At 38.3% G+C, this 25,716-nt stretch carries 23 protein-coding genes; 22 read left to right on the top strand and 1 reads right to left on the bottom strand.

What is annotated here, in order from left to right; all coding sequences use genetic code 11:
• Positions 1-71: 71 nt before the first annotated feature.
• Positions 72-2,489 carry a heavy metal translocating P-type ATPase gene (locus KHA93_RS11950; protein ID WP_213110935.1) on the top strand — a complete coding sequence of 806 codons (2,418 nt, stop codon included), beginning with the start codon at positions 72-74 and terminating at the stop codon, positions 2,487-2,489.
• Positions 2,490-2,551: 62 nt separating this feature from the next.
• Here KHA93_RS11950 and fdxA read toward each other — a convergent pair whose 3' ends face one another.
• Positions 2,552-2,794 (bottom strand): 4Fe-4S ferredoxin, encoded by a 243-nt coding sequence (gene fdxA, locus KHA93_RS11945; RefSeq protein WP_213110934.1) that lies wholly within the window; start codon positions 2,792-2,794, stop codon positions 2,552-2,554.
• A gap of 330 nt (positions 2,795-3,124) precedes the next feature.
• Between fdxA and KHA93_RS11940 the strand changes: the two genes are divergently transcribed.
• The 21 genes from KHA93_RS11940 (at position 3,125) to KHA93_RS11840 (ending at position 25,429) form a co-directional block, all read left to right on the top strand.
• Positions 3,125-3,826, top strand: coding sequence for a response regulator transcription factor (locus KHA93_RS11940; protein ID WP_213110933.1), 702 nt, complete (start codon positions 3,125-3,127; stop codon positions 3,824-3,826).
• Between the two features lies 1 nt (position 3,827).
• The gene (pnpS, locus tag KHA93_RS11935; protein ID WP_213110932.1) at positions 3,828-5,609 is read left to right on the top strand and encodes a two-component system histidine kinase PnpS; all 1,782 of its coding nucleotides are present in this window, start codon (positions 3,828-3,830) and stop codon (positions 5,607-5,609) included.
• Between the two features lie 330 nt (positions 5,610-5,939).
• Entirely contained in the window at positions 5,940-6,878 is a 939-nt protein-coding gene (locus tag KHA93_RS11930; RefSeq protein ID WP_213110931.1) for a phosphate ABC transporter substrate-binding protein, read from the top strand.
• 131 nt (positions 6,879-7,009) lie between these two features.
• The gene (gene pstC, locus KHA93_RS11925) at positions 7,010-7,942 is read left to right on the top strand and encodes a phosphate ABC transporter permease subunit PstC (protein ID WP_267917339.1); all 933 of its coding nucleotides are present in this window, start codon (positions 7,010-7,012) and stop codon (positions 7,940-7,942) included.
• The gene (pstA, locus tag KHA93_RS11920; protein WP_213110930.1) at positions 7,939-8,823 is read left to right on the top strand and encodes a phosphate ABC transporter permease PstA; all 885 of its coding nucleotides are present in this window, start codon (positions 7,939-7,941) and stop codon (positions 8,821-8,823) included. The genes pstC and pstA overlap by 4 nt, the downstream gene beginning before the upstream one ends.
• 152 nt (positions 8,824-8,975) lie before the next feature.
• Positions 8,976-9,719: a phosphate ABC transporter ATP-binding protein PstB gene (gene pstB, locus KHA93_RS11915; protein ID WP_233711517.1), complete on the top strand. Its 744-nt coding sequence runs from the start codon at positions 8,976-8,978 to the stop codon at positions 9,717-9,719.
• Positions 9,720-9,734: 15 nt separating this feature from the next.
• The gene (gene pstB / locus KHA93_RS11910; protein WP_213110928.1) at positions 9,735-10,520 is read left to right on the top strand and encodes a phosphate ABC transporter ATP-binding protein PstB; all 786 of its coding nucleotides are present in this window, start codon (positions 9,735-9,737) and stop codon (positions 10,518-10,520) included.
• Between the two features lie 28 nt (positions 10,521-10,548).
• Positions 10,549-11,205 (top strand): phosphate signaling complex protein PhoU, encoded by a 657-nt coding sequence (gene phoU / locus KHA93_RS11905; protein ID WP_213110927.1) that lies wholly within the window; start codon positions 10,549-10,551, stop codon positions 11,203-11,205.
• A gap of 489 nt (positions 11,206-11,694) precedes the next feature.
• A complete protein-coding gene (locus tag KHA93_RS11900; RefSeq protein WP_213110926.1) occupies positions 11,695-12,096 on the top strand; it encodes a MarR family winged helix-turn-helix transcriptional regulator in 402 nt (133 codons plus the stop codon).
• Entirely contained in the window at positions 12,093-13,298 is a 1,206-nt protein-coding gene (locus KHA93_RS11895) for an MFS transporter (protein WP_213110925.1), read from the top strand. Before KHA93_RS11900 ends, KHA93_RS11895 begins: the two co-directional genes overlap by 4 nt.
• A gap of 300 nt (positions 13,299-13,598) precedes the next feature.
• Positions 13,599-13,838: a CsbA family protein gene (locus tag KHA93_RS11890; RefSeq protein WP_213110924.1), complete on the top strand. Its 240-nt coding sequence runs from the start codon at positions 13,599-13,601 to the stop codon at positions 13,836-13,838.
• Positions 13,839-13,918: 80 nt separating this feature from the next.
• Positions 13,919-14,161, top strand: coding sequence for a DUF2164 family protein (locus KHA93_RS11885; RefSeq protein WP_432806314.1), 243 nt, complete (start codon positions 13,919-13,921; stop codon positions 14,159-14,161).
• A gap of 148 nt (positions 14,162-14,309) precedes the next feature.
• Positions 14,310-16,289 carry an excinuclease ABC subunit UvrB gene (uvrB, locus tag KHA93_RS11880; RefSeq protein WP_213110923.1) on the top strand — a complete coding sequence of 660 codons (1,980 nt, stop codon included), beginning with the start codon at positions 14,310-14,312 and terminating at the stop codon, positions 16,287-16,289.
• A gap of 7 nt (positions 16,290-16,296) precedes the next feature.
• Positions 16,297-19,182 (top strand): excinuclease ABC subunit UvrA, encoded by a 2,886-nt coding sequence (gene uvrA / locus KHA93_RS11875; RefSeq protein WP_213110922.1) that lies wholly within the window; start codon positions 16,297-16,299, stop codon positions 19,180-19,182.
• Between the two features lie 315 nt (positions 19,183-19,497).
• On the top strand, positions 19,498-20,661 hold the full coding sequence (locus KHA93_RS11870) for a DUF4097 family beta strand repeat-containing protein (RefSeq protein WP_213110921.1): 1,164 nt from the start codon (positions 19,498-19,500) through the stop codon (positions 20,659-20,661).
• Between the two features lie 22 nt (positions 20,662-20,683).
• The gene (locus KHA93_RS11865; RefSeq protein ID WP_213110920.1) at positions 20,684-21,040 is read left to right on the top strand and encodes a phage holin family protein; all 357 of its coding nucleotides are present in this window, start codon (positions 20,684-20,686) and stop codon (positions 21,038-21,040) included.
• Between the two features lie 434 nt (positions 21,041-21,474).
• The gene (hprK, locus tag KHA93_RS11860) at positions 21,475-22,410 is read left to right on the top strand and encodes an HPr(Ser) kinase/phosphatase (protein ID WP_213110919.1); all 936 of its coding nucleotides are present in this window, start codon (positions 21,475-21,477) and stop codon (positions 22,408-22,410) included.
• 71 nt (positions 22,411-22,481) lie between these two features.
• The gene (gene lgt, locus KHA93_RS11855) at positions 22,482-23,291 is read left to right on the top strand and encodes a prolipoprotein diacylglyceryl transferase (RefSeq protein WP_213110918.1); all 810 of its coding nucleotides are present in this window, start codon (positions 22,482-22,484) and stop codon (positions 23,289-23,291) included.
• A 13-nt stretch (positions 23,292-23,304) separates the two neighbouring features.
• Positions 23,305-24,243 (top strand): nucleoside recognition domain-containing protein, encoded by a 939-nt coding sequence (locus KHA93_RS11850; RefSeq protein WP_213110917.1) that lies wholly within the window; start codon positions 23,305-23,307, stop codon positions 24,241-24,243.
• Complete coding sequence (ppaX, locus tag KHA93_RS11845; RefSeq protein WP_213110916.1) at positions 24,243-24,896, top strand: pyrophosphatase PpaX; 654 nt, start codon at positions 24,243-24,245, stop codon at positions 24,894-24,896. The genes KHA93_RS11850 and ppaX overlap by 1 nt, the downstream gene beginning before the upstream one ends.
• The gene (locus tag KHA93_RS11840) at positions 24,893-25,429 is read left to right on the top strand and encodes an acyltransferase (RefSeq protein WP_213110915.1); all 537 of its coding nucleotides are present in this window, start codon (positions 24,893-24,895) and stop codon (positions 25,427-25,429) included. Before ppaX ends, KHA93_RS11840 begins: the two co-directional genes overlap by 4 nt.
• Positions 25,430-25,716 lie beyond the last annotated feature (287 nt).

The following is a 25,716-nucleotide window of genomic DNA, read 5'->3' as shown; positions in this document are numbered from 1 at the left end:
CGTGTGCTCTTTATTGCACGCTTTCTTTTTTCAAAAATATATACCCTATATAGGTATAAGGAGATCTGAAAATGAATAAAGTTAATGTTTCAGAAAACCAATTTCAAATTACAGGAATGACTTGTGCTGCGTGCTCCAATCGAATCGAAAAAGGATTGAAGAAGCTTGATGGTGTGCAGGATGCCAATGTGAATCTCGCATTAGAAAAGGCGACTGTTCATTATGATAAAGAGAAAGTATCTTTTGAAGATATTCAGAAAAAAGTTCAAGATCTAGGCTATGATGTTGTCACTGAAAAAGTAGAATTGGTCATTACGGGAATGACGTGTGCCGCTTGCTCCACCAGAATAGAAAAAGGTTTGAAAAAAATGTCCGGAGTCCTCCAATCAAACGTAAATCTAACTCTGGAAAAAGCGATGATCGAATATAATCCTTCCGTCCTATCGACAATGGATTTAATCGATCGAGTCGAGGGATTGGGGTACGGAGCGGTAGTAAAAAAGGATGATAGCGAGAAAGAAACAATCGATTATCGCGAAAGGGAAATTAAAAAACAAGAAAGAAAATTCATTTTATCTCTAATACTCTCACTCCCACTCCTTTGGACGATGGTATCACATTTTAGCTTTACTTCATTTATTTACGTGCCAAAAATGTTACAGAATCCCTGGGTGCAAATGGCTCTAGCGACACCGGTGCAATTTTATATTGGTAAGCAATTTTATGTCGGAGCCTATAAAGCCTTGCGCAATCAAAGTGCCAATATGGATGTGTTAGTTGTTCTAGGTACGTCAGCTGCTTATTTTTATAGTGCGTTTTTAGTCATTCGCTCAATCAACACTGGTGCTCATGCTATGGATTTATATTTTGAAACGAGTGCTGTTTTGATTACGCTAATTATTCTCGGGAAGTTATTTGAGTCTAAAGCAAAAGGAAGATCTTCTCAGGCAATTAAAAAGCTAATCGGATTACAAGCGAAAACAGCAACAGTCGTGCGTCAAGAAGCCATCCTTAATATTCCACTTGAAGAAGTAGTGAAAGGTGATATTTTACTAGTAAAACCCGGGGAAAAAGTACCGGTGGACGGGACGATTATCGAAGGTGAGTCAGCTTTTGATGAATCTATGATTACTGGAGAAAGCGTTCCAGTTGATAAAACTGCTGGGGATTCTGTTATTGGTGCAACAATAAATAAAAATGGTTTTATCAAAATGCAAGCAACAAAGGTAGGGAAGGAAACGGCTCTTGCCCAAATTATCAAAGTGGTAGAAGAAGCACAAGGGTCAAAAGCCCCGATTCAACGATTGGCAGACCATATTTCCGGTATTTTTGTTCCGATAGTAGTTGGGATTGCGATTCTAACATTTATTATTTGGTTTACGAGAGTTGCGCCTGGAAATTTTGCTGAGGCATTGGAGAATATGATTGCAGTCCTAGTCATTGCTTGTCCTTGTGCTCTGGGCCTAGCTACTCCGACTTCGATAATGGCCGGATCTGGAAGAGCCGCAGAATATGGCATTTTATTTAAAGGCGGCGAGCATTTAGAATCAACTCATAAAATTGATACGGTTATTTTAGATAAAACAGGAACCGTCACAAATGGCACTCCAGTTTTAACAAATGTTTCTACCCATCTTAACGAAATAGAGTTTTTATCATTCATCGGATCTGCCGAACAGCAATCGGAACATCCTTTAGCTCAAGCCATTGTGGATGGAATAAAAAAGAAAAAGATTCTTTTTAAACAACCTTCATCCTTCGAAGCAATTCCAGGATTCGGCATTAAAGCTATTATTGATGGAAAAGAAATTCTCGTTGGAACTAGACGCCTCATGCAAGAAAATAATGTCGAGATTCAGGATGCATTAGCTAAAATGGAAAAGTATGAAAGTGAGGGAAAAACTGCCATGCTTGCAGCTTTTGACGGTAATTTTGCAGGGATTGTAGCAGTGGCAGACACAATCAAGGATACTTCAAAAGAAGCAATCGAGCGCTTAAAAGAAATGAAAATTGAAGTCATTATGATGACGGGTGATAATGCACGAACAGCAAAAGCAATAGCTAAAGAAGCGGGTATTGATCACGTCATTGCTGAAGTGTTGCCAGAAGGAAAGGCAGAGGAAGTAAAAAAACTTCAGGGCACTGGGAAAAAGGTAGCCATGGTAGGAGATGGAATCAACGATGCTCCTGCACTAGCGATGGCTGATATTGGAATGGCAATTGGAACGGGGACGGATGTAGCGATGGAAGCAGCAGATATAACACTCATTCGTGGTGACTTAAACAGTATCGCTGATTCTATTTATATGAGCCACAAAACCATCCGTAATATAAAACAAAACTTATTTTGGGCTTTTGCCTATAATACGTTAGGAATTCCGATTGCTGCGATGGGATTCCTAGCACCATGGTTGGCTGGTGCCGCAATGGCGTTCAGCTCCGTATCCGTTGTATTAAATGCATTGAGATTACAAAGGGTAAAGCTATGATAATAAAAAAGACAAGGTGAAGGGATGAAAAATCTCTAGACCTTGTCTTTTTATATGTGAAATTATTCCGCAGAAGCGAAAAATTCTTTCGCTTTCTGGATAAAGATCTCGTCTTCTGGAAGCAAATCTTCCTCATGATATATTGCTTCAACCGGGCAAACTGCTTGACAAGCACCACAGTCGATACAAAGATCTGGATCAATAAAATACATATCTTCTCCTTCGAGAATACAATCGACAGGACAAACTTCAACACATTCGCCAAACTTTTCACCTAGACATGGTGAAGTGATAACATATGACATAAAAAAACCACCTTTATATTAAAATCTTTATGATAATTTCTCCAAAAAACTGAGAAATCTTTCGGTCACAGTGAGCCTAAATAAAGAACTAAAAGATATTTTTTTAGTTCCATTCAATCTTAATAATAGCAAAATCACTATTCATTTTCAATCGTATGAGAAAATCAAAGATCTCGCACTGATTCACGATGAAATACATCGTTATTCTAATTTTACCGCTAATCATACGAAAATACATTGTCAATTTGATGAAGATTGACAGGTCAACATGAAAACCGTACATTAAACTAGAATAGAGAACCTATCCCTCGAAAAAATAAAGGAGGATGGATGGTGGAAAAAGTACTTGTTGTAGATGATGAGCCTTCGATTGTGACACTTTTGCGATTTAATTTAGAGAAGGCTGGATATTCAGTTATTACAGCTGAAGATGGAAAGACTGGTCTTGACATGGCTATGGCAGAAAAACCGGATTTAATTATTCTGGACTTAATGCTTCCTGGAATGGATGGAATGGATGTTTGTAAAACGTTAAGACAAGAAAAAATAAAAACGCCTATTTTAATGTTAACTGCTAAAGACGATGAATTTGATAAGGTACTCGGTCTTGAACTCGGGGCAGATGATTATTTGACGAAACCTTTTAGCCCAAGAGAAGTCATCGCTCGAGTTAAAGCTATTTTACGAAGAACGAATATGAACGAAATTTCTGATGACGTTGCAAAAGATGAAGTCATTGAAATTGGAGAGCTTACTATTTTTCCGGAAAAATACGAAGCAGTTCTCTCAGGTACGAAGCTTGATCTTACTCCTAAAGAATTCGAACTTTTACTATATCTTGCAAATAATCAAGGGAAAGTATTGAGCCGACATCAACTTTTAGATGCGGTGTGGAATTATGATTTTGCTGGTGATTCTCGAATTGTCGATGTCCACATTAGTCATTTGCGTGAAAAAATTGAAGCAGATACGAAGCAGCCTGCTTATATAAAGACTATTCGCGGCTTCGGATATAAGTTGGAGAAACCATAAGATGCACAGATTATGGGTTCGCATTACGTTTTCATTTTTATTATTAATGTCCTTATTGTTGCTTGTTTCCGGCTTTTTTCTAGCGGAATTAATGAAAAATACATATTATCAACTTAAAGAAAAGCAGTTGGTTCAAACTGCGCATTTAGTGTTAAATGCTGTTGAGATGGATAAAACAGGTTTGCATGCTGAGGATCTGCAAAATAAAGTCATACTCTTATCTTCATCCATCCAATCACGCTTAACGATAATAGATAAAGATGGTGTTGTTTTGGCGGATACGAAAGATGATCCGTTGAAAATGGAAAATCACGCAAAACGTCCTGAGGTAAAGCAAGTCCTTAAAGAGCATTTAAAGTCAGGGCTGTCCATTAGATATAGTGATACGCTTGGTTATAGCATGATGTATATAGCAATTCCCATTAATGAAAATGATCAAACGGCCGGCGTCATGAGGGTTTCCTTATCCATGGAAAACATAGAGAAGGCGATAAGAAATTTATGGATCAGCATCGCTCTCGTATTATTCGCAGCATTTCTTTTGACTGGTCTTATCGGTATGAGACTAGCCAAAAGTATATCGGGCCCCATCGAAGAAATGATTAGTGTCTCTGAAAAACTGAAGGAAAAAGATTACACAGCCCGTGTAAGAATGAAATCTAAAGGTGAGCTTGGTCAATTGGCTAATGCCATTAATGTCCTAGCTTCTAGTTTGAAAAGCCAGATGGATAAACTCCATGAAAATGAACAACGTCTAACAGGTGTTCTTGCAAATATGATGAGTGGAGTGTTGCTAGTTAATATTGAGGGACGAATATTATTAGCCAACCGAGCAATGGGGCAAATGCTTGGAGAAGATCCAAGTACCTTTACAAATAAGCATCATACCGAAGTAGGCAGAAGTAAAGAACTTAGTAATTTGATTGATCAATGTTTAAAAACAGGCCATGAAATCAGAAATGAAGTACATTTTTATTATCCAAAAGAAAAAATTGTAGACGCTCATTTAGCACCATATATACGTGAAAATGGCGAAGTGAATGGGATAATTGCCGTCCTACATGACGTAACAGACATTCGTAGGCTTGAAAAAATGCGCAGTGATTTTGTAGCAAACGTATCACATGAATTAAAGACACCTATTACTTCTTTAAAAGGATTTGCTGAAACATTGCTAGATGGAGCAATGGAAGATGAAGAGCTATGCCGGGACTTTTTAACCATTATTTATAAAGAGAGTGACCGATTGCATAGACTCATTAAAGATATCCTTTATTTATCAAGTATCGAACACCACGGCATCCCGCTATCGATTGAAAAAGTAAATGTAACAGAAGCTGTTTTAAGTACAGCTCAAACGATAAAAGAAGGGGCAGCTAAAAAGAATTTGAAACTTATTCTTCCGGAGAAAAAGGATATTTGGATAGAAGGAGAAAAGGATCGGATTCAACAGATCGTTTTAAATTTACTGTCAAATGCAATCGCCTATACTCCAGAAGGTGGAGAAATTTCTGTTAGCATTAAAGAAGAGGATAAGGCTGTTAAATTTATTATTTCTGATACTGGCATCGGGATTGCTCAAAAAGAATTGCCAAGAATTTTCGAACGTTTTTATCGAGTGGAAAAAGCCCGATCACGCAGCTCTGGTGGCACAGGGTTAGGACTTGCTATTGTCAAACATCTAGTCGATTCGCATAATGGAAAAATTGAAGTTAAAAGTGTTGAAGGAGTGGGCACGACCTTTATAGTTTCCCTTCCTAAAAAACAAAATAACGTAATATGATCCGTGCATCCTTTTTGAAGGATGCATTTTTTTATTGCTTATCGGGAAATAATAAATTCGATACATTATGGATATCTCTAAGAAATAGTTCACAGCTACGCTGTCTAGACAAGACGAAGAGACTTTTAGCCTCTTCACTTTTGTATCTCACATACAATCAATTAAAAAAGTAGTGCTTCGATGTCACCGCAAAAAGTGAGGCTTCTTTACAAAAATAATCATTATCTTTACACAATCTTTACAAACCATTCATACCAGATTAATTATGAAGGTTTATATTATATTTGCAAGGCGATAATAGATTACAAAAAAAAAAAGGTGGGTTTACTCATGAAGAAGCAAGTATTCGCAATTTTAGCTTTTGTATTTATGTTTACATTAGCTTTGGCAGGATGCGGCAACTCGCAGCCAGAATCAAATTCATCACAGCAACCGAATAATGAAACACCAGCTCCGGCTGAAAAAGATAAGCAAGAAGAAGCAAAAGGTACAGTTACTGGATCTATCACAGCAGTAGGTTCTAGTGCAATGCAACTTTTAGTAGAAGCAGCTGCTCAACAATTCTCTGCTGAAAATCCTGGTGCAGTCATCAATGTTCAGGGTGGCGGAAGTGGTACAGGCTTGAGCAAAATCAGTGAAGGTGCCGTTGATATTGGAAACTCTGATGTTTTCGCTGAAGAAAAAGAAGGAATTCCTGCTGACAAAATCGTTGACCATAAAGTCGCAGTAGTAGGGATGGGACCAGTCGTTCATCCTGAAGTTGGTGTAAAAAATATTACTCAAGATCAGTTGGTTGATATTTTCACTGGGAAAATCAAGAACTGGAAAGAAGTTGGCGGGGAAGACATTAAGATTTCAGTTATCAACCGTCCTCAAGGGTCTGGAACACGTGCCACATTCGAAAAGTTCGGACTTAAAGGCGCTGAGTCTATGGAAGCCCTAGAACAAGAATCTTCTGGTACAGTGCGCACAATCGTTAGTGAAACAAAAGGTGCCATTAGCTATCTAGCATTCTCTTATTTCGATGATTCCATCCTACCACTTTCTATCGATGGTAATGAACCAACTCAAGAGAACGTTGAATCAGATACTTGGAAAATTTGGGCTTACCAACATATGTATACAAATGGTGAAGCAAAAGACTTAACAAAAGCATTCATCGACTATATTTTATCAGATGATGTTCAAAATAGTCTGCTTGGCGAAATGGGATATCTTCCAGTGAGTGGAATGAAAGTGGAACGTGACGCAGAAGGAAATGTTAAGTAACGCTTAAAGACTAAATTTCAAATCATATAAAAATAATAGGTAAAGGGTGGTAACTTAGAAAAAAATTCTAAAGTGACCTCCCTTATACCTCTTTATGAAGAAAATGAGAATTTCTGAAAGGAGCTGCCATTTTGGAGAAGATTGTAGAAAATAACTCTGCTCAATTATTAAAACCGAATAAAAAAGTTAGAATTGAGCGAACCGGTAAAATGCTGACACTAGCAGCGGTCAGCTTAACAATCGGAATAGCATTTGCTATTCTCTTTCTTGTGTCATCAAAAGGTTTATCCACCTTTTATATAAATAAAGGAAGTGTAGTTGAGTTTTTTACAGGTCTTAAATGGAATCCGGGAGCGGTAAATGAATTAGGGAAACCAATCATTGGGGCTCTGCCTTTTATCTTTGGATCATTTGCTGTCACTTTTTTAGCAGCTGCCATTTCTGCACCTGTAGCCATTGGTGCTGCTGTCTTTATGACAGAAATTTCGCCAAACTTTGGAAAGAAAATTTTGCAGCCTGTCATAGAACTACTAGTCGGTATACCGTCTGTTGTGTATGGATTTATCGGCTTGACCGTTGTTGTTCCCTTCATAAGAGATCATATTTCTGGAAGCGGGTTTGGGATTGCAGCTGGGGCGGTTGTATTATCTGTCATGATTTTGCCTACCATTACTAGTTTATCTGCTGATGCGATAAGAGGAGTTTCAAGACAGCTTCGTGAAGCATCACTCGCTCTTGGTGCAACTCGTTGGCAGACCATTTTTCGTGTAGTGTTGAAAACCGCTAGACCAGGCTTACTAACAGCTGTCATTTTTGGTATGGCGCGAGCCTTTGGGGAAGCACTTGCTGTCCAAATGGTTATCGGGAACTCATCCGTAATTCCGACATCTCTATTTGAGCCTGGTGCTACATTAACGAGTATTTTGACAATGGGCATGGGTTACTCCGTCATGGGGCAAGCGGAAAATAATGCGCTTTGGTCACTTGCTCTCGTACTGCTAATCATGTCATTGATTTTCATTATTGCAGTCAGAATGATTGGAAAGGGGAGAAAAGAGGCATGAATGCAAAGCTAGCAGACCGTATTGCAACGTTTACTTTTTATTTGATCGCTATCATTATTGTTCTCATTCTTTCAAGTCTTTTAGGATATGTTCTTTATCATGGAATTCCAAAACTAAGCTGGCATTTTATTTCCTCCCCTCCGCAAATATTTAAAGCCGGCGGTGGAGTTGGCCCGCAGTTGTTTAATTCATTTTATTTACTTGTCCTTACCATGCTAATTACCGTGCCTATCTCACTTGGTGCCGGTATTTATATGGCCGAATATGCAAAAAAGAATGTGTTCACTGATTTTATTCGGACGATGATTGAAGTATTATCTTCACTTCCATCCATTGTCGTCGGTTTGTTCGGTTTTTTGTTTTTCGTTATTTATATGGGGTGGGGATTCTCGATTCTATCTGGTTCCCTAGCATTAGCAGTTTTTAATCTACCACTCATGGTTCGTGTTGTGGAGGAATCAATTAGAAACATACCAAGACAGCAAAGAGAAGCCGGGCTTGCACTTGGCGTCTCACGCTGGGAAACGATGACGACTATTATTTTGCCGGCAGCTCTTCCAGGAATCATTACTGGTATCGTCTTAGCTTCGGGAAGAGTGTTTGGTGAAGCGGCTGCTTTAATATATACAGCTGGAATGAGTACACCGAATCTTGATTTTACAAATTGGAACCCGTTTTCGCCGACATCACCTCTGAATCCGATGAGGCCTGCAGAAACGTTGGCGGTTCACATTTGGAAAATAAACGGAGAAGGAATCATGCCTGATGCCAGAGCGGTTTCTGATGGCGCAGCTGCTCTACTTTTATTGGCAATCTTGGTCTTCAATCTTGGTGCGCGTTGGATTGGTAGACTTGTTCATAAGAAAATGACTTCCTCATAATAAATGAAAAAAGTTGTAAGACTCGATAGGAAATAAGCTTGTATAAAGGAGGCACTTGAATGGCCACCCAAACAATAGTGCATAAAAAAAATGATAAGTCTAAACGACTTGCTCAGGTAAAATCCGTTCCAAATCTAGAGAAAGACATTGCGATGGAGACGGAAGGCCTATATGTCTACTATGGACAGAAAGAGGCAATCAAAAACATCTCTTTGTCTTTTCCAAAAAATGGCGTAACCGCGCTTATAGGTCCATCTGGCTGTGGTAAGTCAACTTATTTGCGCAGCTTAAACCGTATGAATGATGAAATCGAAAACTGCAGAATTGAAGGCAGTATTATATATAAAGGTATCGATATTAACTCACCAATGGCAAATGTATTTGAAGTAAGAAAACAAATCGGTATGGTTTTTCAAAGACCTAATCCATTTGCCAAATCGATTTATAAAAATGTTGCTTATGGTCCGGCTCATCACGGAATTAAAAATAAAAGCCAACTTGATGAAATCGTGGAAGACAGTTTACGCAAAGCTGCTTTATGGGATGAAGTGAAAGACAAACTTCATCAATCTGCACTTGCATTATCAGGCGGTCAGCAACAGCGCCTCTGTATAGCAAGGGCAGTAGCAATGAACCCTGAAGTGTTGCTTCTCGATGAACCAGCATCTGCACTGGATCCCGTTTCAACTGGGAAAATTGAAGAATTAATTGGTGAACTGAAGAAAGATTACACAATTATTATTGTAACGCACAATATGCAACAGGCAGCACGTATCTCGGATAACACGGCATTTTTCTATATGGGAGAGGTCGTGGAATACGGAGAAACAGAGCAAATTTTTACAAACCCCAACAATGAGCGAACCGAAAATTACATCTCGGGGAATTTTGGATAAAGAGGTGGATTAATCATGGCAGTGACACTTTTGAAACCTATAGAAGAGCAGACCGTTATACGGACTGAACAGCTCCAATTTTATTACGGTAACAATCATGCATTAAAAAATATCAATCTTGATTTAAAACAAAATCAAGTAACAGCTTTAATCGGACCGTCAGGATGTGGAAAATCCACTTTTCTTCGCACTCTAAATAGAATGAACGATTTGATCACTGGAACGCGCACGGAAGGGAAAATATTAGTCGGTGATATGGATATTACTTCTCCCCAAATTGATACAGTAGATTTGCGCAAACGAATCGGAATGGTTTTTCAGCAGGCAAATCCGTTTCCGATGTCCATTTATGATAATATCGCTTATGGACCACGAATACATGGACAAAAAAACAAGAAAAAGTTGGATGAAATTGTAGAATCCAGTTTACAGGCAGCAGCTCTTTGGGATGAGGTAAAAGATAACCTCGGGAAAATCGCGACTGGCTTATCTGGTGGACAGCAGCAGCGTCTTGTATTGGCGAGAGTACTTGCTGTGAAACCGGAGATCATTTTAATGGATGAACCTACATCAGCGCTTGATCCTATATCTACAGCAAAACTAGAACAATTAATTTTGGAATTGAAGAAACAGTATACAATCATCATTGTCACACACAACATGCAGCAGGCAGCACGTGTTTCAGATGAAACGGCCTTTTTCCTAAATGGAGAAGTGGTGGAGTTTGCCGATACAAATACCATTTTCACAAATCCTAAAAATCAAAAGACGGAAGATTATATTTCTGGCCGTTTTGGTTAATGAAAAATTTATTAGAGGTGGGATAAATATGGCGATTAGAAGTCAATTTGGTGAAAAATTAAATGAGCTCCACCAAGAACTGCTGACAATGGGAATGATGGTTGAAGAAGCTGTGTATAAAGCAGTGAAGTCGCTTCTTGATAAAGATGTAGTGCTGGCAAAATCAGTTATAGACGGTGATAAGGCCATTAATGATGCGGAGATTGGAATTGAAAAAACATGCTTTTCATTAATAGCACTACAACAGCCTGTAGGAAGTGATCTACGCAGAATTGCAACTACACTAAAGGTTGCTACAGATTTAGAGAGAATGGCAGATCATGCAGTCAGCTTTGCCAAAACAACGATTAGCTTAAAAGATGAAACGTATGCTAAGCCGCTTATCGATATTCCAAAAATGGGTGAACTTGTTCAGAAAATTGTTCGTGATTCATTAAGTGCCTATATAAAAATGGATCACGAAGCAGCTGCTGAAATTGCGAAGCAGGATGATGTAATTGATGAATATTTTAATAAGGTGTTTTCTGATTTGATTGAATTAATGGGTAATGACAAAAATTTAATTCATCAAGGTTCTCACTTATTGTTGGCGGCACAATATTTAGAAAGAATCGGAGACTATGCTACAAATATTTGTGAATGGATTGTTTATATGTCAGTAGGTAAGATGGTTGAATTAAATTAACTAGATGGGGCTATCCATAAGTGCAAATATAAAGCAGGAGGAGAAAAATCATTCGTTTTTCTCCTCCTGCTTTTGTATTTTTTGGATCATTTTCTGAAGGTAGCTAGTAGATGCCTGCTACTTCAGTATATTGTGGGCCAAAGCAATAATTACACTTTACTAGATAGGACATTTTTTTGTACTTTTTTAAAAAATAGCTTTAGAGCCCGATGCTAATAATTTGCACTTGTTGATTGGAGTGGAAGGCGCGAAGAGTACGTGGCTGAGGAGGCTCCTTGGCACGCCCTTGGAAAGCGAAGCGCCTGGAGCGCAAATCAACAGACCAATTTAAAGCAACTCAAAAAAATAAAAACAAGATGGGGCACCGAAGGTCAGTTACCTGACTTTTTGGACAGCCCATTATTTTTTTCATTATTATAAAGTTTACAAATGTAGTAATATGATTTAAAATAAATACTTACCTAGGTAAATAATTAGAGGTGAAAAATTGTGAATCCGATATTCCATGAAATTTTCCAAAAGACGCGCTATTTAAGTAAAGAATTGAATAACACGTTAAAGGAATTTGATTTATTTGCTGCACAATGGAGCGTTTTATATATTGTTCAGCAAAATAGAGAAATGACGCTGACGCAAATATGGAAATATTTAAATGTTGAAGCGCCAACTATTTCTAGGACTGTTCAAAGATTAATTGAATTAGGTTGGTTAATTGAAAAGTTCGGAGAAGATCGCAGAGAAAAAATGGTACAGCTATCGGAAGAAGCTAAAAAAAAGTTTAAGACGATTGAAGAGTCTGTGATAAATTTTGAAAATCAATTTTTGCAACAACTATCATTAGAAGAGCAAAATCAATTATTAATGTTACTTAGAAAACTAAAGAAAGGATGAAATCTTTGGAAAACAAACAACCAATATGGACAAAAACATTCATAAGTTTATTCTGTACGAATTTATCTGTTTTTACTGTGTTCTATGGTTTAGTTACAACCTTGCCACTTTACGCGCTTGAAAGCTTAAATAGATCAGATAAAGATGCGGGTCTATTAATGACAATATTTCTTCTATCTGCGATTTTAATCAGACCTTTTACTGGAAAAATCTTAGATCTTAATGGCAAAAGAAAAATGTTATGGATTAGTTTATTCTTTTATTTAGTTTGTACAGTCTTATATGCCTTTGTAAAACCATTTTCTGGACTATTAATTTTGCGATTTGTACAAGGTATTTGGTTTAGTATTGCTACAACAGCCAGTGGTTCTCTTGCGGCAGATAATGTTCCAATGTCTCGACGTGGTGCAGGATTAGGATATTTTACGATGTCCACCAATTTAGCGGTTGTCCTCGGACCTATGCTAGCGCTATTTATTGTTCAACTGTTATCATTTAATGCTTTGTTTATCATTATGAGTATTTTAATGCTTATAGGTGCTTCATTATCTTTAACCATTCAAGCAGATAAAAAGTATGAAAAAAGTGCAGCCCCAAAAAGACCTTTTTCCATACATGACTTATTCGAAAAAAAATCTGTACCAATTGCCCTCCTAGGTAGTTTAATTTCTTTCTCTTATGCTAGCGTTCTTTCGTTTTTATCCATCTACGCTCAGGAAAAACATCTGTTGCATTTAGCAACTATTTTTTATTTGGTGTATGCATCGGCTATGCTCCTAACTCGTCCGTATACAGGAAGATGGTTTGATGAAAAAGGCCCAAAATTCGTATTAATTCCAGGTTTCGTTAGCTTTTGTGGCGGACTAATTTTATTAGCCTTTATCAACTCACCATTATTATTTTTATTGTCTGGTATTTTAATTGGTTTCGGATACGGTGCACTCGTTCCAAGTTTACAAACTCTTTCAGTGCAGGCAACCATTCCCGAGAGAAGTGGGTATGCAACTGCCACCTTCTTTACGTTTTTTGATATAGGGATCGCGGTCGGCTCCTTTGTACTAGGAATATTAGCTGTTCATTTTGGCTATCAAGATGTGTATGTATTATCAGGAATATTAATTTTTGTAATTTTAGCGTTTTATTTAGTGGTTGATAAGAAAAAATCAATGGTGAAGAGTTCTGTTGAGGCTAAGGAAATGTAGGTTTAGTTCGTCAAGAGATGAATTTTCCCCTTGTATTGATCTGTACACAATCGAGCCACGATATCTTTTTTGATAGGCTTCCAAGTGCATTAGAATAGTGACAGACGCTCGATTTTATACTTGAATCGTAGCCATTCGGAAAGTAATTGTGACAAATGCTCGTTTCAATCGAGAATCATAGTCTTTCGGATAGAGAAAAGGATGTCAACCATACCGAATTTCCCTTTTTACAAAAAATCCTTGCTTTTTTGACTGTTTTCAGAAAAACTGAACATATAGTCCGAAGTGAGGTGTTTTCTTATGATTGATAAAATAATATCTGCCATTTTTATACCCGCACTACTTATGATTTTTTTTACAAGAGTGACGTATAGCCGAACAGTCGGATTCTTCTTAACGATTGCGTTAATTATCGTATCTGCATATAAAGGGTATATTATGACTTGGTGGTTAATTGTAATAGAAGCGGCCTCGCTGACAGTAGGCTTATATTTTACCAATCAAATGAAAAGGAAAAAGAAAAATAGTGCATCAACGTAAATACGGAGTCAGTCATCCACCTAGTTCGATCGATGGATGTCTAACTCCATTTTTTCATTATATTGATAGGAGTGGATAATATGTTAATGCCTAGATTAACAGCGGAAAAAAAGCGGGAAATGATTCGAGAAATACAAAACTTTTTTTGGGAGGAACGTGGAGAGGAAATTGGCGAGATAGCAGCAGAAACATGTTTCGAGTTCATAAAAGATCGACTTGGACCTGTCTTTTACAATGCAGCGATTCGTGATGCCCGTGAAATTGCCGAGCAACGAATGCAAACGCTCGAAGAAGACCTATATGCCCTCGAAAAACACATTTAAAATAAACCAAATATATGTTCGCTTCTTACTGGTTTTTACAATATAGGTTGTGGTAAAATATATTACATGATTAATTGCGTATAAGTGTTGTCCATAATGATAGTTATAATATTTTCGAATGAAAAGGGAGAGTAGGGGGGCCGTCATTTTGAAAAATCAATTTGAACTAGTTTCGAAATATAAGCCTGCTGGCGACCAGCCGCGGGCTATTGAAAGCCTTGTCGCTGGTCTTCACGATGGTAAAAAGTATCAGACGCTGCTCGGAGCGACAGGTACAGGGAAAACATTTACGGTCTCCAATGTCATCCAAGAAGTTAACAAGCCTACGCTTGTGATTGCACATAATAAGACACTTGCAGGTCAATTGTATAGTGAGTTCAAAGAGTTTTTTCCGAATAATGCTGTTGAATATTTTGTCAGTTATTACGATTATTATCAGCCAGAAGCATATGTACCGCAAACAGACACGTATATCGAAAAGGATGCTAGTATCAATGATGAAATTGATAAGCTAAGGCACTCGGCCACCTCTTCTTTATTTGAGCGTAGAGATGTTGTTATCATCGCCAGTGTGTCTTGTATTTATGGTCTCGGTTCGCCTGAAGAATATCGGGAGCATGTTCTTTCTCTAAGAACGGGAATGGAGATTGAGAGAAATCAACTTTTACGTAAGCTTGTTGATATTCAGTACGCCCGTAATGATATTGACTTTCAACGGGGAACATTTCGGGTTCGTGGCGATGTTGTAGAGATCTTTCCTGTATCGCGAGATGAACAATGTATCCGCGTCGAATTTTTCGGGGATGAAATCGATCGAATTAGGGAAGTGGATGCTCTTACAGGAGAGATCATCGGAGATCGTGAACATTCCGCTATCTTTCCGGCATCCCACTTCGTAACGGGAGAGCAAAAATTATCGATCGCGATTGAAAATATTGAAAAAGAATTGGAAGAGCAGCTTGCGATAATGCGAGCTAATGATAAACTCCTAGAAGCCCAAAGACTTGAACAACGAACACGCTACGACCTAGAAATGATGAGAGAAATGGGTTTCTGTTCAGGAATTGAAAACTATTCCCGTCATTTAACATTAAGACCTGCGGGAGCTACACCATATACATTACTAGACTATTTTCCGGATGATTTTCAAATTGTCATCGATGAGTCACATGTGACATTGCCGCAAATTCGCGGAATGTACAATGGGGACCAGGCACGGAAACAAGTTCTTGTCGACCATGGTTTTCGTTTACCTTCAGCTCTGGATAACCGTCCTCTTAAATTTGAAGAATTCGAGAAACATATTCACCAAGCTATATTTGTATCGGCAACTCCAGGTCCATATGAACTTGAACATACTCCTAAGATGGTTGAGCAAATTATTCGTCCGACAGGATTGCTTGATCCGAAGATTGACGTTAGACCTATTGAAGGTCAAATCGATGACCTCCTTGGAGAAATCAATGAACGTGTTGCACGTAATGAGCGCGTACTCATTACAACGCTTACGAAAAAAATGTCAGAAGACTTAACAGATTATTTAAAAGATATTGGGGTAAAAGTTCAATATTTACACTCTGAAATAAAAACGCTTGAACGAATTGAAATTATTCGAGAATTAAGGATGGGGACGTATGATGTCCTCGTAGGAATTAACTTATTAAGAGAGGGTTTAGATATTCCTGAAGTTTCTCTCGTTGCCATTCTTGATGCAGATAAAGAAGGTTTCCTTCGTTCAGAGCGTTCACTTATACAAACAACAGGACGTGCAGCTCGAAATGCGAACGGACATGTCATCATGTATGCCGATAAAATGACGGATTCCATGGAAAAAGCCATTACAGAAACGAAGCGCCGTCGTGCTGTGCAGGAAGCCCATAACCAGAAATATGGCATTACACCAATGACAATTCAAAAAGGTATACGAGATGTCATAAGAGCAACCGTTGCTGCAGAGGATACGGAAGAATACGCTGCCTCTGTAAAAACGAAAAAGTATACAAAAAAAGAAAAAGAAAAGCTACTGGCTACAATGGAGAAAGAGATGAAAGAAGCAGCAAAAGCGCTTGATTTTGAACGTGCAGCTGAGCTTCGCGATGCAATCTTGGAGTTAAAAGCGGAAGGATGAACATAATATGGCACAGGATAAAATAATCGTGCAGGGGGCAAGAGCCCATAATCTAAAAAACATAGATGTCACTATTCCAAGAGATAAACTTGTCGTATTAACCGGCTTATCTGGTTCGGGAAAATCCTCCCTTGCCTTTGACACCATTTATGCCGAGGGGCAACGGAGATATGTAGAGTCTTTATCTGCATATGCCCGTCAATTCCTCGGTCAAATGGATAAGCCTGATGTAGACACGATTGAAGGTCTTTCACCTGCTATTTCAATTGATCAAAAAACGACGAGCAGAAACCCAAGGTCGACTGTAGGTACCGTTACCGAAATTTATGATTATTTGCGTTTACTCTACGCTCGAATTGGTAGACCAATTTGTCCTGTCCATGGGATTGAAATTACATCGCAAACGATTGAACAAATGGTCGATCGAATAATGATATACCCAGAGCGGACAAAGCTCCAAGTTTTAGCCCCTATCGTTTCGGGGAGAAAAGGGACACATGCGAAAGTTTTTGAGGATATTAAAAAGCAAGGCTTTGTTCGTGTCCGTGTAGATGGGGATGTATATGATCTTGGCGATGATATTGAGCTTGAAAAAAACAAAAAGCATTCTATTGAAGTCATTGTCGACCGTATTGTTGTAAAAGCAGGAGTTGAAACGAGACTTGCAGATTCATTGGAAACGGCACTCGGGTTGGGAGAAGGAAAAGTCATCATCGATGTGATTGGTGAAGAAGAATTACTTTTTAGTGAAAACCATGCCTGCCCGGAATGTGGTTTTTCAATTGAAAAGTTAGAGCCGAGAATGTTTTCCTTTAACAGTCCATTTGGTGCCTGCCCGGATTGTGATGGACTAGGGTCAAAACTCGAAGTCGATCCCGAACTAATCATTCCAGATTGGTCTCGTACGTTAAATGAGGATGCTATTGCTCCTTGGACTCCAATCAGTTCTCAATATTATCCGCAGCTCCTGACTGCTATTTGTAACCATCATGGAATTAATATGGATATCCCGGTACAAGATTTACCGAAAGAAGATATGGAGAAAATTCTTTACGGAACTGGTGATCAGATAAAATTTCGTTACGAAAATGATTTCGGTCAAGTCCGTGAAAGCAATATTAGATTTGAAGGAGTCATTCGTAATGTTGAACGACGCTTTCAAGAAACAAGTTCAGATTATATCCGCGAACAAATGGAAAAATATATGGCGCAGCAGCCATGTCCGCGCTGTAAAGGACATAGATTAAAAGAAGAAAGTCTTGCTGTTAAAATTGAGGGCCGTCATATTAGTGAAATCACGGGACTATCCGTTGTCGAAGCTGACCAATTTTTCTCTAGTTTGACTTTATCAGATAAAGAAATGCAAATTGCCAAACTTATTTTAAGAGAAATTGAAGAAAGAATAGGCTTCCTTGTCAATGTTGGGCTTGACTATTTGACGTTGAGCCGAGCTGCCGGAACATTATCAGGTGGAGAGGCACAGCGAATTAGATTGGCAACCCAAATTGGTTCAAGATTAACAGGTGTCCTATATATATTGGATGAACCTTCAATTGGCTTACATCAAAGAGATAACGACAGACTCATCAGCACCTTGCAAAATATGCGGGATATAGGTAATACGCTTATTGTCGTAGAACATGATGAAGATACGATGCTTGCGGCGGATTACTTGATTGATATTGGCCCTGGAGCAGGTGTTCATGGTGGAGAAATTGTCGCTTCAGGGACTCCGGAAGAAGTTGCGAATAACAAAGCATCTCTCACGGGGCAATACTTATCAGGTGAAAAGTTCATTCCGCTTCCAATTGAACGCAGAAAAGCAAATGGAAGATATCTTGAAATTAAAGGGGCTAAGGAAAACAATTTAAAAAACGTGAATGTTAAATTTCCTCTAGGACTCTTTATTGCTGTTACAGGTGTTTCTGGATCTGGGAAGAGTACGTTAATCAACGAAATCCTTCATAAGAGCCTTGCCCAAAAGCTTCATAAAGCAAAGGCAAAGCCCGGAGCACACAAGGAAATTAAAGGCATTGAACAATTGGAAAAAGTAATCGATATTGATCAATCACCAATTGGCAGAACACCTAGATCGAATCCTGCCACTTATACTGGCGTGTTTGATGATGTTCGTGATGTTTATGCATCTACTAATGAAGCAAAAGTCCGAGGGTATAAAAAAGGACGATTTAGCTTTAACGTAAAAGGCGGCCGCTGTGAGGCTTGCCGCGGAGATGGGATTATTAAAATTGAAATGCACTTTTTACCAGATGTATACGTACCATGTGAAGTATGCCACGGTAAAAGGTATAACCGAGAAACGCTGGAAGTAAAATATAAAGAGAAAAACATTGCAGAAGTGCTTGATATGACGATTGAGGATGGACTTGAGTTTTTTGAAAACATTCCTAAAATCAGCCGGAAATTACAAACGATAGTGGATGTTGGACTTGGATACATGAAGCTTGGCCAACCGGCAACAACATTATCAGGTGGGGAAGCTCAACGTGTAAAGCTCGCATCAGAATTACATCGCCGTTCAAATGGCCGTTCATTCTATATATTAGACGAACCGACCACTGGGCTTCATGTCGATGATATTGCAAGACTGCTCACAGTATTACAAAGACTCGTTGATAATGGCGATACCGTTCTCGTCATCGAACACAATCTTGATGTTATTAAGACAGCCGATTATATTGTTGACCTCGGTCCTGAAGGCGGCGACAAAGGTGGAACAATCATCGCAAAAGGAACTCCTGAAAAAGTGGCTGAAAGTTCTGGTTCATACACTGGAAGGTATTTAAAACCAATTCTAGAGCGTGACAGAGAGAGAATGAGAAAACGAATAGCAGGACAAGAACAAGTAGAAGAACTAGTTGCGAAACATTAACATCTTTAAGGGAAAGATACTTAAATTAATTAGTTAGTCATTCCTTGGCTGAAATTCTTGTAAATTTTATTAAAGCGTATTGTTGATTGCTCATTATAATTGGCATGAGTTCCTGCGGGGAGACCCGCAGGCCTACCTAGCGCGGAGGAGTTGTGTATCGACCGCGAAAAGTGAGTGCCTGATGCAGAAATCAATATATACGTTTTAGGAAACTTATCAAAGAATCTATGGACTAAAACCTAGTGCCAATGAAGTGAAACTTATACTGCTTCGTAATCGTATTACTTTGTATTACGGATAAGGAGGAAGTCGAAAATGAATCAAGAAAGAAAAAAAATACTTGAATTGGTGCAAAAAGGAAAACTATCTGCCCAAGAAGCGATTATCCTACTAGAAGCGTTAGATGAAGACGGTGAAATGAAAGCCCCAGTTAGTGAAACAGAGCACAAAACCTTGGAGGCAGAACAGCACGAAAACACAACAAGTGAAGAATTTATTGGATCTCAAGAGGAAGATAAGAAGCAGCAAGAAAAAACAAGTAAAGATGATTCCTTTTACTCCCAATTAGAAACTGCGGGAGAACGAATTTTTGACTTTGTTAGCAACGCCTTAAATAAGATTAAACATTTTGATTTTCAATTTAATCAATCCGTTGATGTTCCTCATACGTTCCAACAAGCAGATACGGGAATCGAAAGAATTGAATTGGATGTGGCGAATGGTCCAGTTAGATTAGTAAGTTGGGATCAACCCGAGGTTCGGATTGAATGTCAGGCAAAAGTTTATCGATATGAAGATAGAGAAGATGCAAGAAATTATTTTATCGAAAATACGGTATTTTCCGTTGAAAAAGAAATGCTCATTTTCGCAACCCAATCAAAATGGATGAGAGTAGAAACAGCCGTATATATTCCAAAGAAACCTTATAAAAAGATTTCAGTTCGTATTTTTAATGGCGGACTGACAGGTGAACAGTTGGAAGCCCAATACTTAACGGTAAAAACAACGAATGGTAAAGTAGAGCTTTCCAATATCGACGGAGAAAAATTTGATATTGATACTGTTAATGGTCAAATCAAAATTACCAATTCAAATGCTTCACATTTAGAAGCTGAAACTGTGAATGGAGCCATTGATGCATTAGGTCAATTTGAAAATATCGATCTCCAATCCTTTAATGGAAATATTGCATGTACTCTGACAGAAAATAATACAAATAAGTTTGAGGCAAAGGCCGTTACAGGAAATATTAAATTAATTGTACCTGGCAATTCGAGTGTGGATGGCGATGTTCGTTCTAATTTAGGAAGCTATAAGCTAGATTTAGATGGCATCGATGTGATGCATGAAAAGAAAGAAATCATTCAGAAACAAGTGAAATTTAAACGAACTGGTACAGACGATCATGTGATCCATGTGCTTGCAGATACGAAAACAGGATCTGTGAATATAGGAGAAGTAAAAGCAACTGTCGTCTGATTGGAGAGAGTGGGGATAGTAGATGAAATGGATCATTGGAATACTGATTAATGCTCTTTTATTCATCGCATTTGCGGGATATTTTGAGGGCTTTCAAGTATCAAGCTTCGGAGCGGCTGTAGGAGCAAGCATCGTTCTATATATAATAAATATGCTTGTTAGACCGCTTCTTATCATCCTTACTTTACCTGTTACCGTTCTTTCCCTTGGACTATTTTTATTCGTCATTAATGCATGCACGTTATTAATAACGGACGCTATCATGGGAAGTAAATTTGAAATATCAGGATTTGGGCTTGCCCTTCTCATTGCGATCATCATGTCAATCGTTAACTTAATTATTCATAAAGCATTGATTGATCCTAAAAAAAGAAAATAATTGGTACTAGAAAATGCTCCACTACATACAGTGGGGCTTTTTATTTTGGGTTCATAGGGTATAGATAATGATCTTTCTAGTAGAGTTCCTATCTGTCTTATTCTCGATGCTATGGCAAGGGTTTTTTCAAGTCCGTCCTGATAAAAATAGTTCGAAGGGTAGAGATTCCAATTAAATAAGTGATAGAATAATAAAATGAGTGTAAGATTTTCATTATGCCCTTTTCTCGATCATTGTTGTTATTTAATACAATTATCAATAATAAGAAATGGATTCGGTCCTCAAAAAAGAATAATCCAACTGAGAAAAGAGCTGGTAAGTCCATGAGAAACGCTACACCTACTCATTAGGTGTAAAAGCCGGCTTTTGGAGTTTTTACAAAAGCAATATTCTTTAGGAAAACAGCTTTTCATTATGCATTGGGAGTGATTGAGTTGGCGAAAGTCCGAACAGAAGACATAATAAAGCAATTTAACTTAGAACTAATTAGTGGAGAGGAAGGCATCCATAAACCAATCACCACTAGTGATATTTCTCGTCCAGCCTTGGAACTTGCTGGCTTTTTCAATTATTATCCTGCTGAGCGTGTTCAACTTCTCGGAAGAACGGAAATCGTTTTTAGTGAAGGGCTTCTACCACATGAAAGAAAAGAACGCATGGAGACGCTTTGTAATGATACAACCCCTGGGATCGTAGTATCACGTGGACTTGATATTCCAAGTGAATTAATCGAAGCTGCAGAGCGAAATAGCGTTCCTCTTATGCGAACAAATATGAAAACAACACGATTTTCAAGCAAGCTGACGAATTATTTGGATGGAAAATTAGCACCAACTACAGCCGTTCACGGTGTTCTTGTCGATATTTATGGTATTGGTGTTTTAATAACTGGACAAAGTGGCGTTGGTAAAAGTGAAACTGCGCTTGCATTAATCAAAAGGGGACATCAGCTTGTGGCGGATGATTGTGTTGAAATTCGGCAAATAGAAGAAAATCTACTCGTCGGATCGCCGCCAGATTTACTCGAACAACTTTTGGAAATTCGTGGACTGGGCATCATTAATGTAATGACATTATTTGGTGCAGGAGCAGTTCGACCTAGTAAGAAAATTACATTGACTGTCCATTTAGAATCGTGGGATGAAAATAAGCATTATGACCGAGTCGGGCTTGACGAAGAGACAATAAAAATCATTGATACCAATATTACAAAGTTGACGGTACCAGTCAGACCTGGTCGTAACTTAGCTGTCATTATTGAAGTGGCTGCAATGAACTTCCGCTTAAAAAGAATGGGTGTAAATGCTGCCCAACAATTCACTGAACGGCTTGCTCAAGTGATTAAAGACGGCGAAGATGGAATTGTTTAATAGTAGTTCTTCCTCTCGAGGCTAACCAAGTCTCAAGCTGTATTCGATCATAATATAAAGGAGTTGACTATATGGGTATTGAGCCAATTAACCCTATTGCATTTAAACTTGGACCCTTCCCGGTTCACTGGTATGGAATTATTATCGGAATAGGCATTGCTGTTGCATTAATTTTAGTTGTGCGTGAAAGTGAAAGGCGCGGACTTCATAAGGATACTTTTCCTGATCTATTAATATGGGCGATTCCGATTGCGATTATTTCTGCAAGGATTTATTATGTCATTTTTGAATGGGAACATTACTCACAGCATCCCGAACAGATTATACAAATTTGGGAAGGCGGAATCGCGATTCACGGGGCTTTAATAGGTTCTGTTTTAACTACGATTATTTATGCGAAGCGGAAAGGACTATCCTTTTGGAAATTAGCTGATATTGCTGCACCAAGTATCATAATTGGACAAGCAATTGGACGATGGGGTAATTTTATCAATCAAGAAGCTCATGGTGGAGAAGTTTCAAGAGCTTTTCTAGAAAATTTACATCTTCCGCAATTTATTATTGATCAGATGTACATCAAAGGGGAATATTATCACCCTACTTTTTTATATGAGTCTGTATGGGATTTAATTGGTTTCATCATATTAATATTATTAAGAAAAGCCAACCTTCGCAGGGGTGAGCTGTTCTTAACGTACGTAATTTGGTATTCAGTCGGTCGATATTTTATCGAGGGGCTTCGCACGGATAGTCTCATGCTGACAAGTGGTTTAAGAATGGCCCAAGTTCTTTCTCTAGTATTAATAATTGGCTCTATAATTATTATCATTTATCGTCGAAAAGCAGGACTTGCCGATAAGAGGTACTTAGAGGAAGGATAAAGGAGTTAACATCATGTGGAAGTCTTCGATAAAAAATGGTGGTTTACTAGGCCTTAAGACAACTTGGACATTAGGAAAAGTTATTTTTCCTGTTACGCTGATTGTGGTAGTCCTGCAGCATACACCTATACTACCTTGGATCATAAATATGATTGAGCCTTTTATGGGTATCCTAGGTTTATCGGGGGATGCCGCGATTCCACTTGTTTTAGGGAACTTTTTAAATTTATATGCTGGAATTGCCGGTATTCTGTCACTTGATTTAACAGTGAAGGAAGTCTTTATTATTGCAGTGATGATGTCATTTTCACATAACCTGATCATTGAGTCGGCAGTTGCGACAAAAGTTGGTGTGAAATTATGGATTATGATCGTCGTTCGATTAGGGTTGGCAATTTTTTCAGCTATATTCATTAATCTTGTTTGGTCTGGTGGTCAAGATATCGCCCAGTACGGAATCCTGCATGTGCAAGAAGAACAAGTGACAGGTACATGGTCTATCGCAATGCTTGCACTGTCAAAAGCCTTTTATGGCGTCGTACAGCTCGCCATCATTGTTATTCCGCTAATGGTTGGAATACAGTTATTGAAAGATTATAAATGGTTATCTGTATTTTCGAAATGGATGGCTCCTTTTACAAAATTACTAGGGATGAAAGAAAATACATCTACAACAATGGCAGCGGGATTAATCTTTGGTCTTGCATACGGTGCAGGTGTAATGATTCAAGCAGTAAAAGAAGATGGGGTAAGTAAAAAGGATGCAACGTTGGCATTTATTTTTCTTGTCGGATGCCATGCAGTTATTGAAGATACGTTAATTTTTCTTCCGCTTGGGATTCCCGTTTTACCACTACTTCTCATTCGCTTAGTAACTGCTATTATTTTAACATTCATTGTATCTGCTATCTGGAAGCATCTTAAAGTGAAGCACGAAAGGGGATTCGCCTAATGGATAAAAAAATAACGACTTTATTATTTGATCTCGACGGCACGTTGATCGATACAAATGATTTAATTATATCCTCTTACTTACATACATTAGATAAATATTATCCCGGTAAGTATAAAAGAGAGGATGTCCTCCCTTTTATGGGACCAACTTTACATGATGTATTTATGGGAATCGATCCTGATAAGGTAGATGAGATGATTAAGATTTACCGTACGTTTAATGTAGAGCAGCACGATCTTTTAGTAAAGGAATTTAATGGAGTGTTCGAAACGATCCAAGCTCTTCATGAAAATGGATTCAAGTTGGCGATCGTGTCCACGAAGGTACGAGCTGTTGTATTAAAAGGACTTGTTCTAACAAATCTTGATCAATTTTTCGATGTCGTGATTTCATTGGATGAGGTGGAACATGCTAAACCGAATCCGGAGCCTTTAGAAAAGGCGTTGAGTCAGTTGGGATCTTCTCCAGATGAGGCGATCATGATTGGGGATAATCATCATGATATTCTAGGTGGGAAAAATGCAGGGACTTATACATGCGGCGTTTCCTGGTCATTAAAAGGCAGAGAGTATTTGGAAAAGTTTGAGCCTGATTTTATGCTTGAGCAAATGTCTGATTTATTGGATATCGTTGGAGTCGGAACGAAATGAGAAGGACGGAACGTTTTCCAGTTTCCGGAGCAAATTCATTATGGCACGTTTATAAAACAGTGCCGTTTTGGAAAGTTGTTCGCAACTTCATCGTCATTCAAATGGCAAGGTATACTCCATTTTTAGGATTGAAAAATTGGATGTATCGGACGTTTTTACGAATGAAAGTCGGTGAACACACTTCTTTTGCTTTAATGGTCATGCTGGATGTCATGTTTCCAGAAAAAATATATGTCGGTAGGAATACTGTGATTGGCTACAATACTACTATTTTGGCTCATGAATATTTAATAAAGGAATATCGTTTAGGAAATGTGGAAATTGGGGATGAAGTAATGATTGGGGCCAATTCGACAATCTTGCCCGGAGTAAAAATTGGCGATCAAGCTATAGTTTCCGCAGGAACGCTCGTACATAAAGATGTGCCAAATGGCGCTTTCGTCGGTGGCAACCCGATGCGAGTAATATACACAAAAGAAGAACTCGCCGAAAGACGGAAAGATGATGTAATATATGGCGTTATGAATAAGTGACCAAATGCTTTTATTGAGGCATTCGGTCTTTTTTTTGTTGTGAATTGAGAAGGATTTTCGCACGCTATATTAGTACCGATACCTTGTTACAGTATTAACACACTTATCACCATTTTCTTTAATGATAATGGCGTTCAAAGCGGTTATTAACATCTTTTGTGTTGATTCTTTTAGAGTGAGGTTCTCAGAACTATTTTAGATACGTAAGCATAATATTTTTTTCATAAGATTTAAATCAAAAAGTTTCTGGTTAAGAGTTTCCCTAACTCCTATTAAGTCATCAACAC

Origin of the sequence: Lederbergia citrisecunda (genome assembly GCF_018343695.1) — a bacterium.
GTDB classification, from domain to species: Bacteria; Bacillota; Bacilli; order Bacillales; family Bacillaceae_C; genus Lederbergia; species Lederbergia citrisecunda.
The sequence above is the reverse complement of the archived record's forward strand: the minus strand, read 5'-3'. Positions and strand labels throughout refer to the sequence as shown.

Bases quoted from the DNA above. Each gene is read 5' to 3' on its own strand.
- uvrA (WP_213110922.1), top strand. From the start codon at position 16,297: ATGGCACAGGATAAAATAATCGTGCAGGGGGCAAGAGCCCATAATCTA.
- pstB (WP_233711517.1), top strand. From the start codon at position 8,976: ATGGAGACGGAAGGCCTATATGTCTACTATGGACAGAAAGAGGCAATC.
- pstA (WP_213110930.1), top strand. From the start codon at position 7,939: ATGAATGCAAAGCTAGCAGACCGTATTGCAACGTTTACTTTTTATTTG.
- KHA93_RS11870 (WP_213110921.1), top strand. From the start codon at position 19,498: ATGAATCAAGAAAGAAAAAAAATACTTGAATTGGTGCAAAAAGGAAAA.
- KHA93_RS11950 (WP_213110935.1), top strand. From the start codon at position 72: ATGAATAAAGTTAATGTTTCAGAAAACCAATTTCAAATTACAGGAATG.
- KHA93_RS11940 (WP_213110933.1), top strand. From the start codon at position 3,125: ATGGTGGAAAAAGTACTTGTTGTAGATGATGAGCCTTCGATTGTGACA.
- KHA93_RS11885 (WP_432806314.1), top strand. From the start codon at position 13,919: ATGTTAATGCCTAGATTAACAGCGGAAAAAAAGCGGGAAATGATTCGA.
- pnpS (WP_213110932.1), top strand. From the start codon at position 3,828: ATGCACAGATTATGGGTTCGCATTACGTTTTCATTTTTATTATTAATG.
- KHA93_RS11930 (WP_213110931.1), top strand. From the start codon at position 5,940: ATGAAGAAGCAAGTATTCGCAATTTTAGCTTTTGTATTTATGTTTACA.
- KHA93_RS11895 (WP_213110925.1), top strand. From the start codon at position 12,093: ATGAAATCTTTGGAAAACAAACAACCAATATGGACAAAAACATTCATA.
- pstB (WP_213110928.1), top strand. From the start codon at position 9,735: ATGGCAGTGACACTTTTGAAACCTATAGAAGAGCAGACCGTTATACGG.
- KHA93_RS11840 (WP_213110915.1), top strand. From the start codon at position 24,893: ATGAGAAGGACGGAACGTTTTCCAGTTTCCGGAGCAAATTCATTATGG.
- fdxA (WP_213110934.1), bottom strand. From the start codon at position 2,794: ATGTCATATGTTATCACTTCACCATGTCTAGGTGAAAAGTTTGGCGAA.
- KHA93_RS11850 (WP_213110917.1), top strand. From the start codon at position 23,305: ATGTGGAAGTCTTCGATAAAAAATGGTGGTTTACTAGGCCTTAAGACA.
- KHA93_RS11865 (WP_213110920.1), top strand. From the start codon at position 20,684: ATGAAATGGATCATTGGAATACTGATTAATGCTCTTTTATTCATCGCA.
- KHA93_RS11890 (WP_213110924.1), top strand. From the start codon at position 13,599: ATGATTGATAAAATAATATCTGCCATTTTTATACCCGCACTACTTATG.
- ppaX (WP_213110916.1), top strand. From the start codon at position 24,243: ATGGATAAAAAAATAACGACTTTATTATTTGATCTCGACGGCACGTTG.
- phoU (WP_213110927.1), top strand. From the start codon at position 10,549: ATGGCGATTAGAAGTCAATTTGGTGAAAAATTAAATGAGCTCCACCAA.
- lgt (WP_213110918.1), top strand. From the start codon at position 22,482: ATGGGTATTGAGCCAATTAACCCTATTGCATTTAAACTTGGACCCTTC.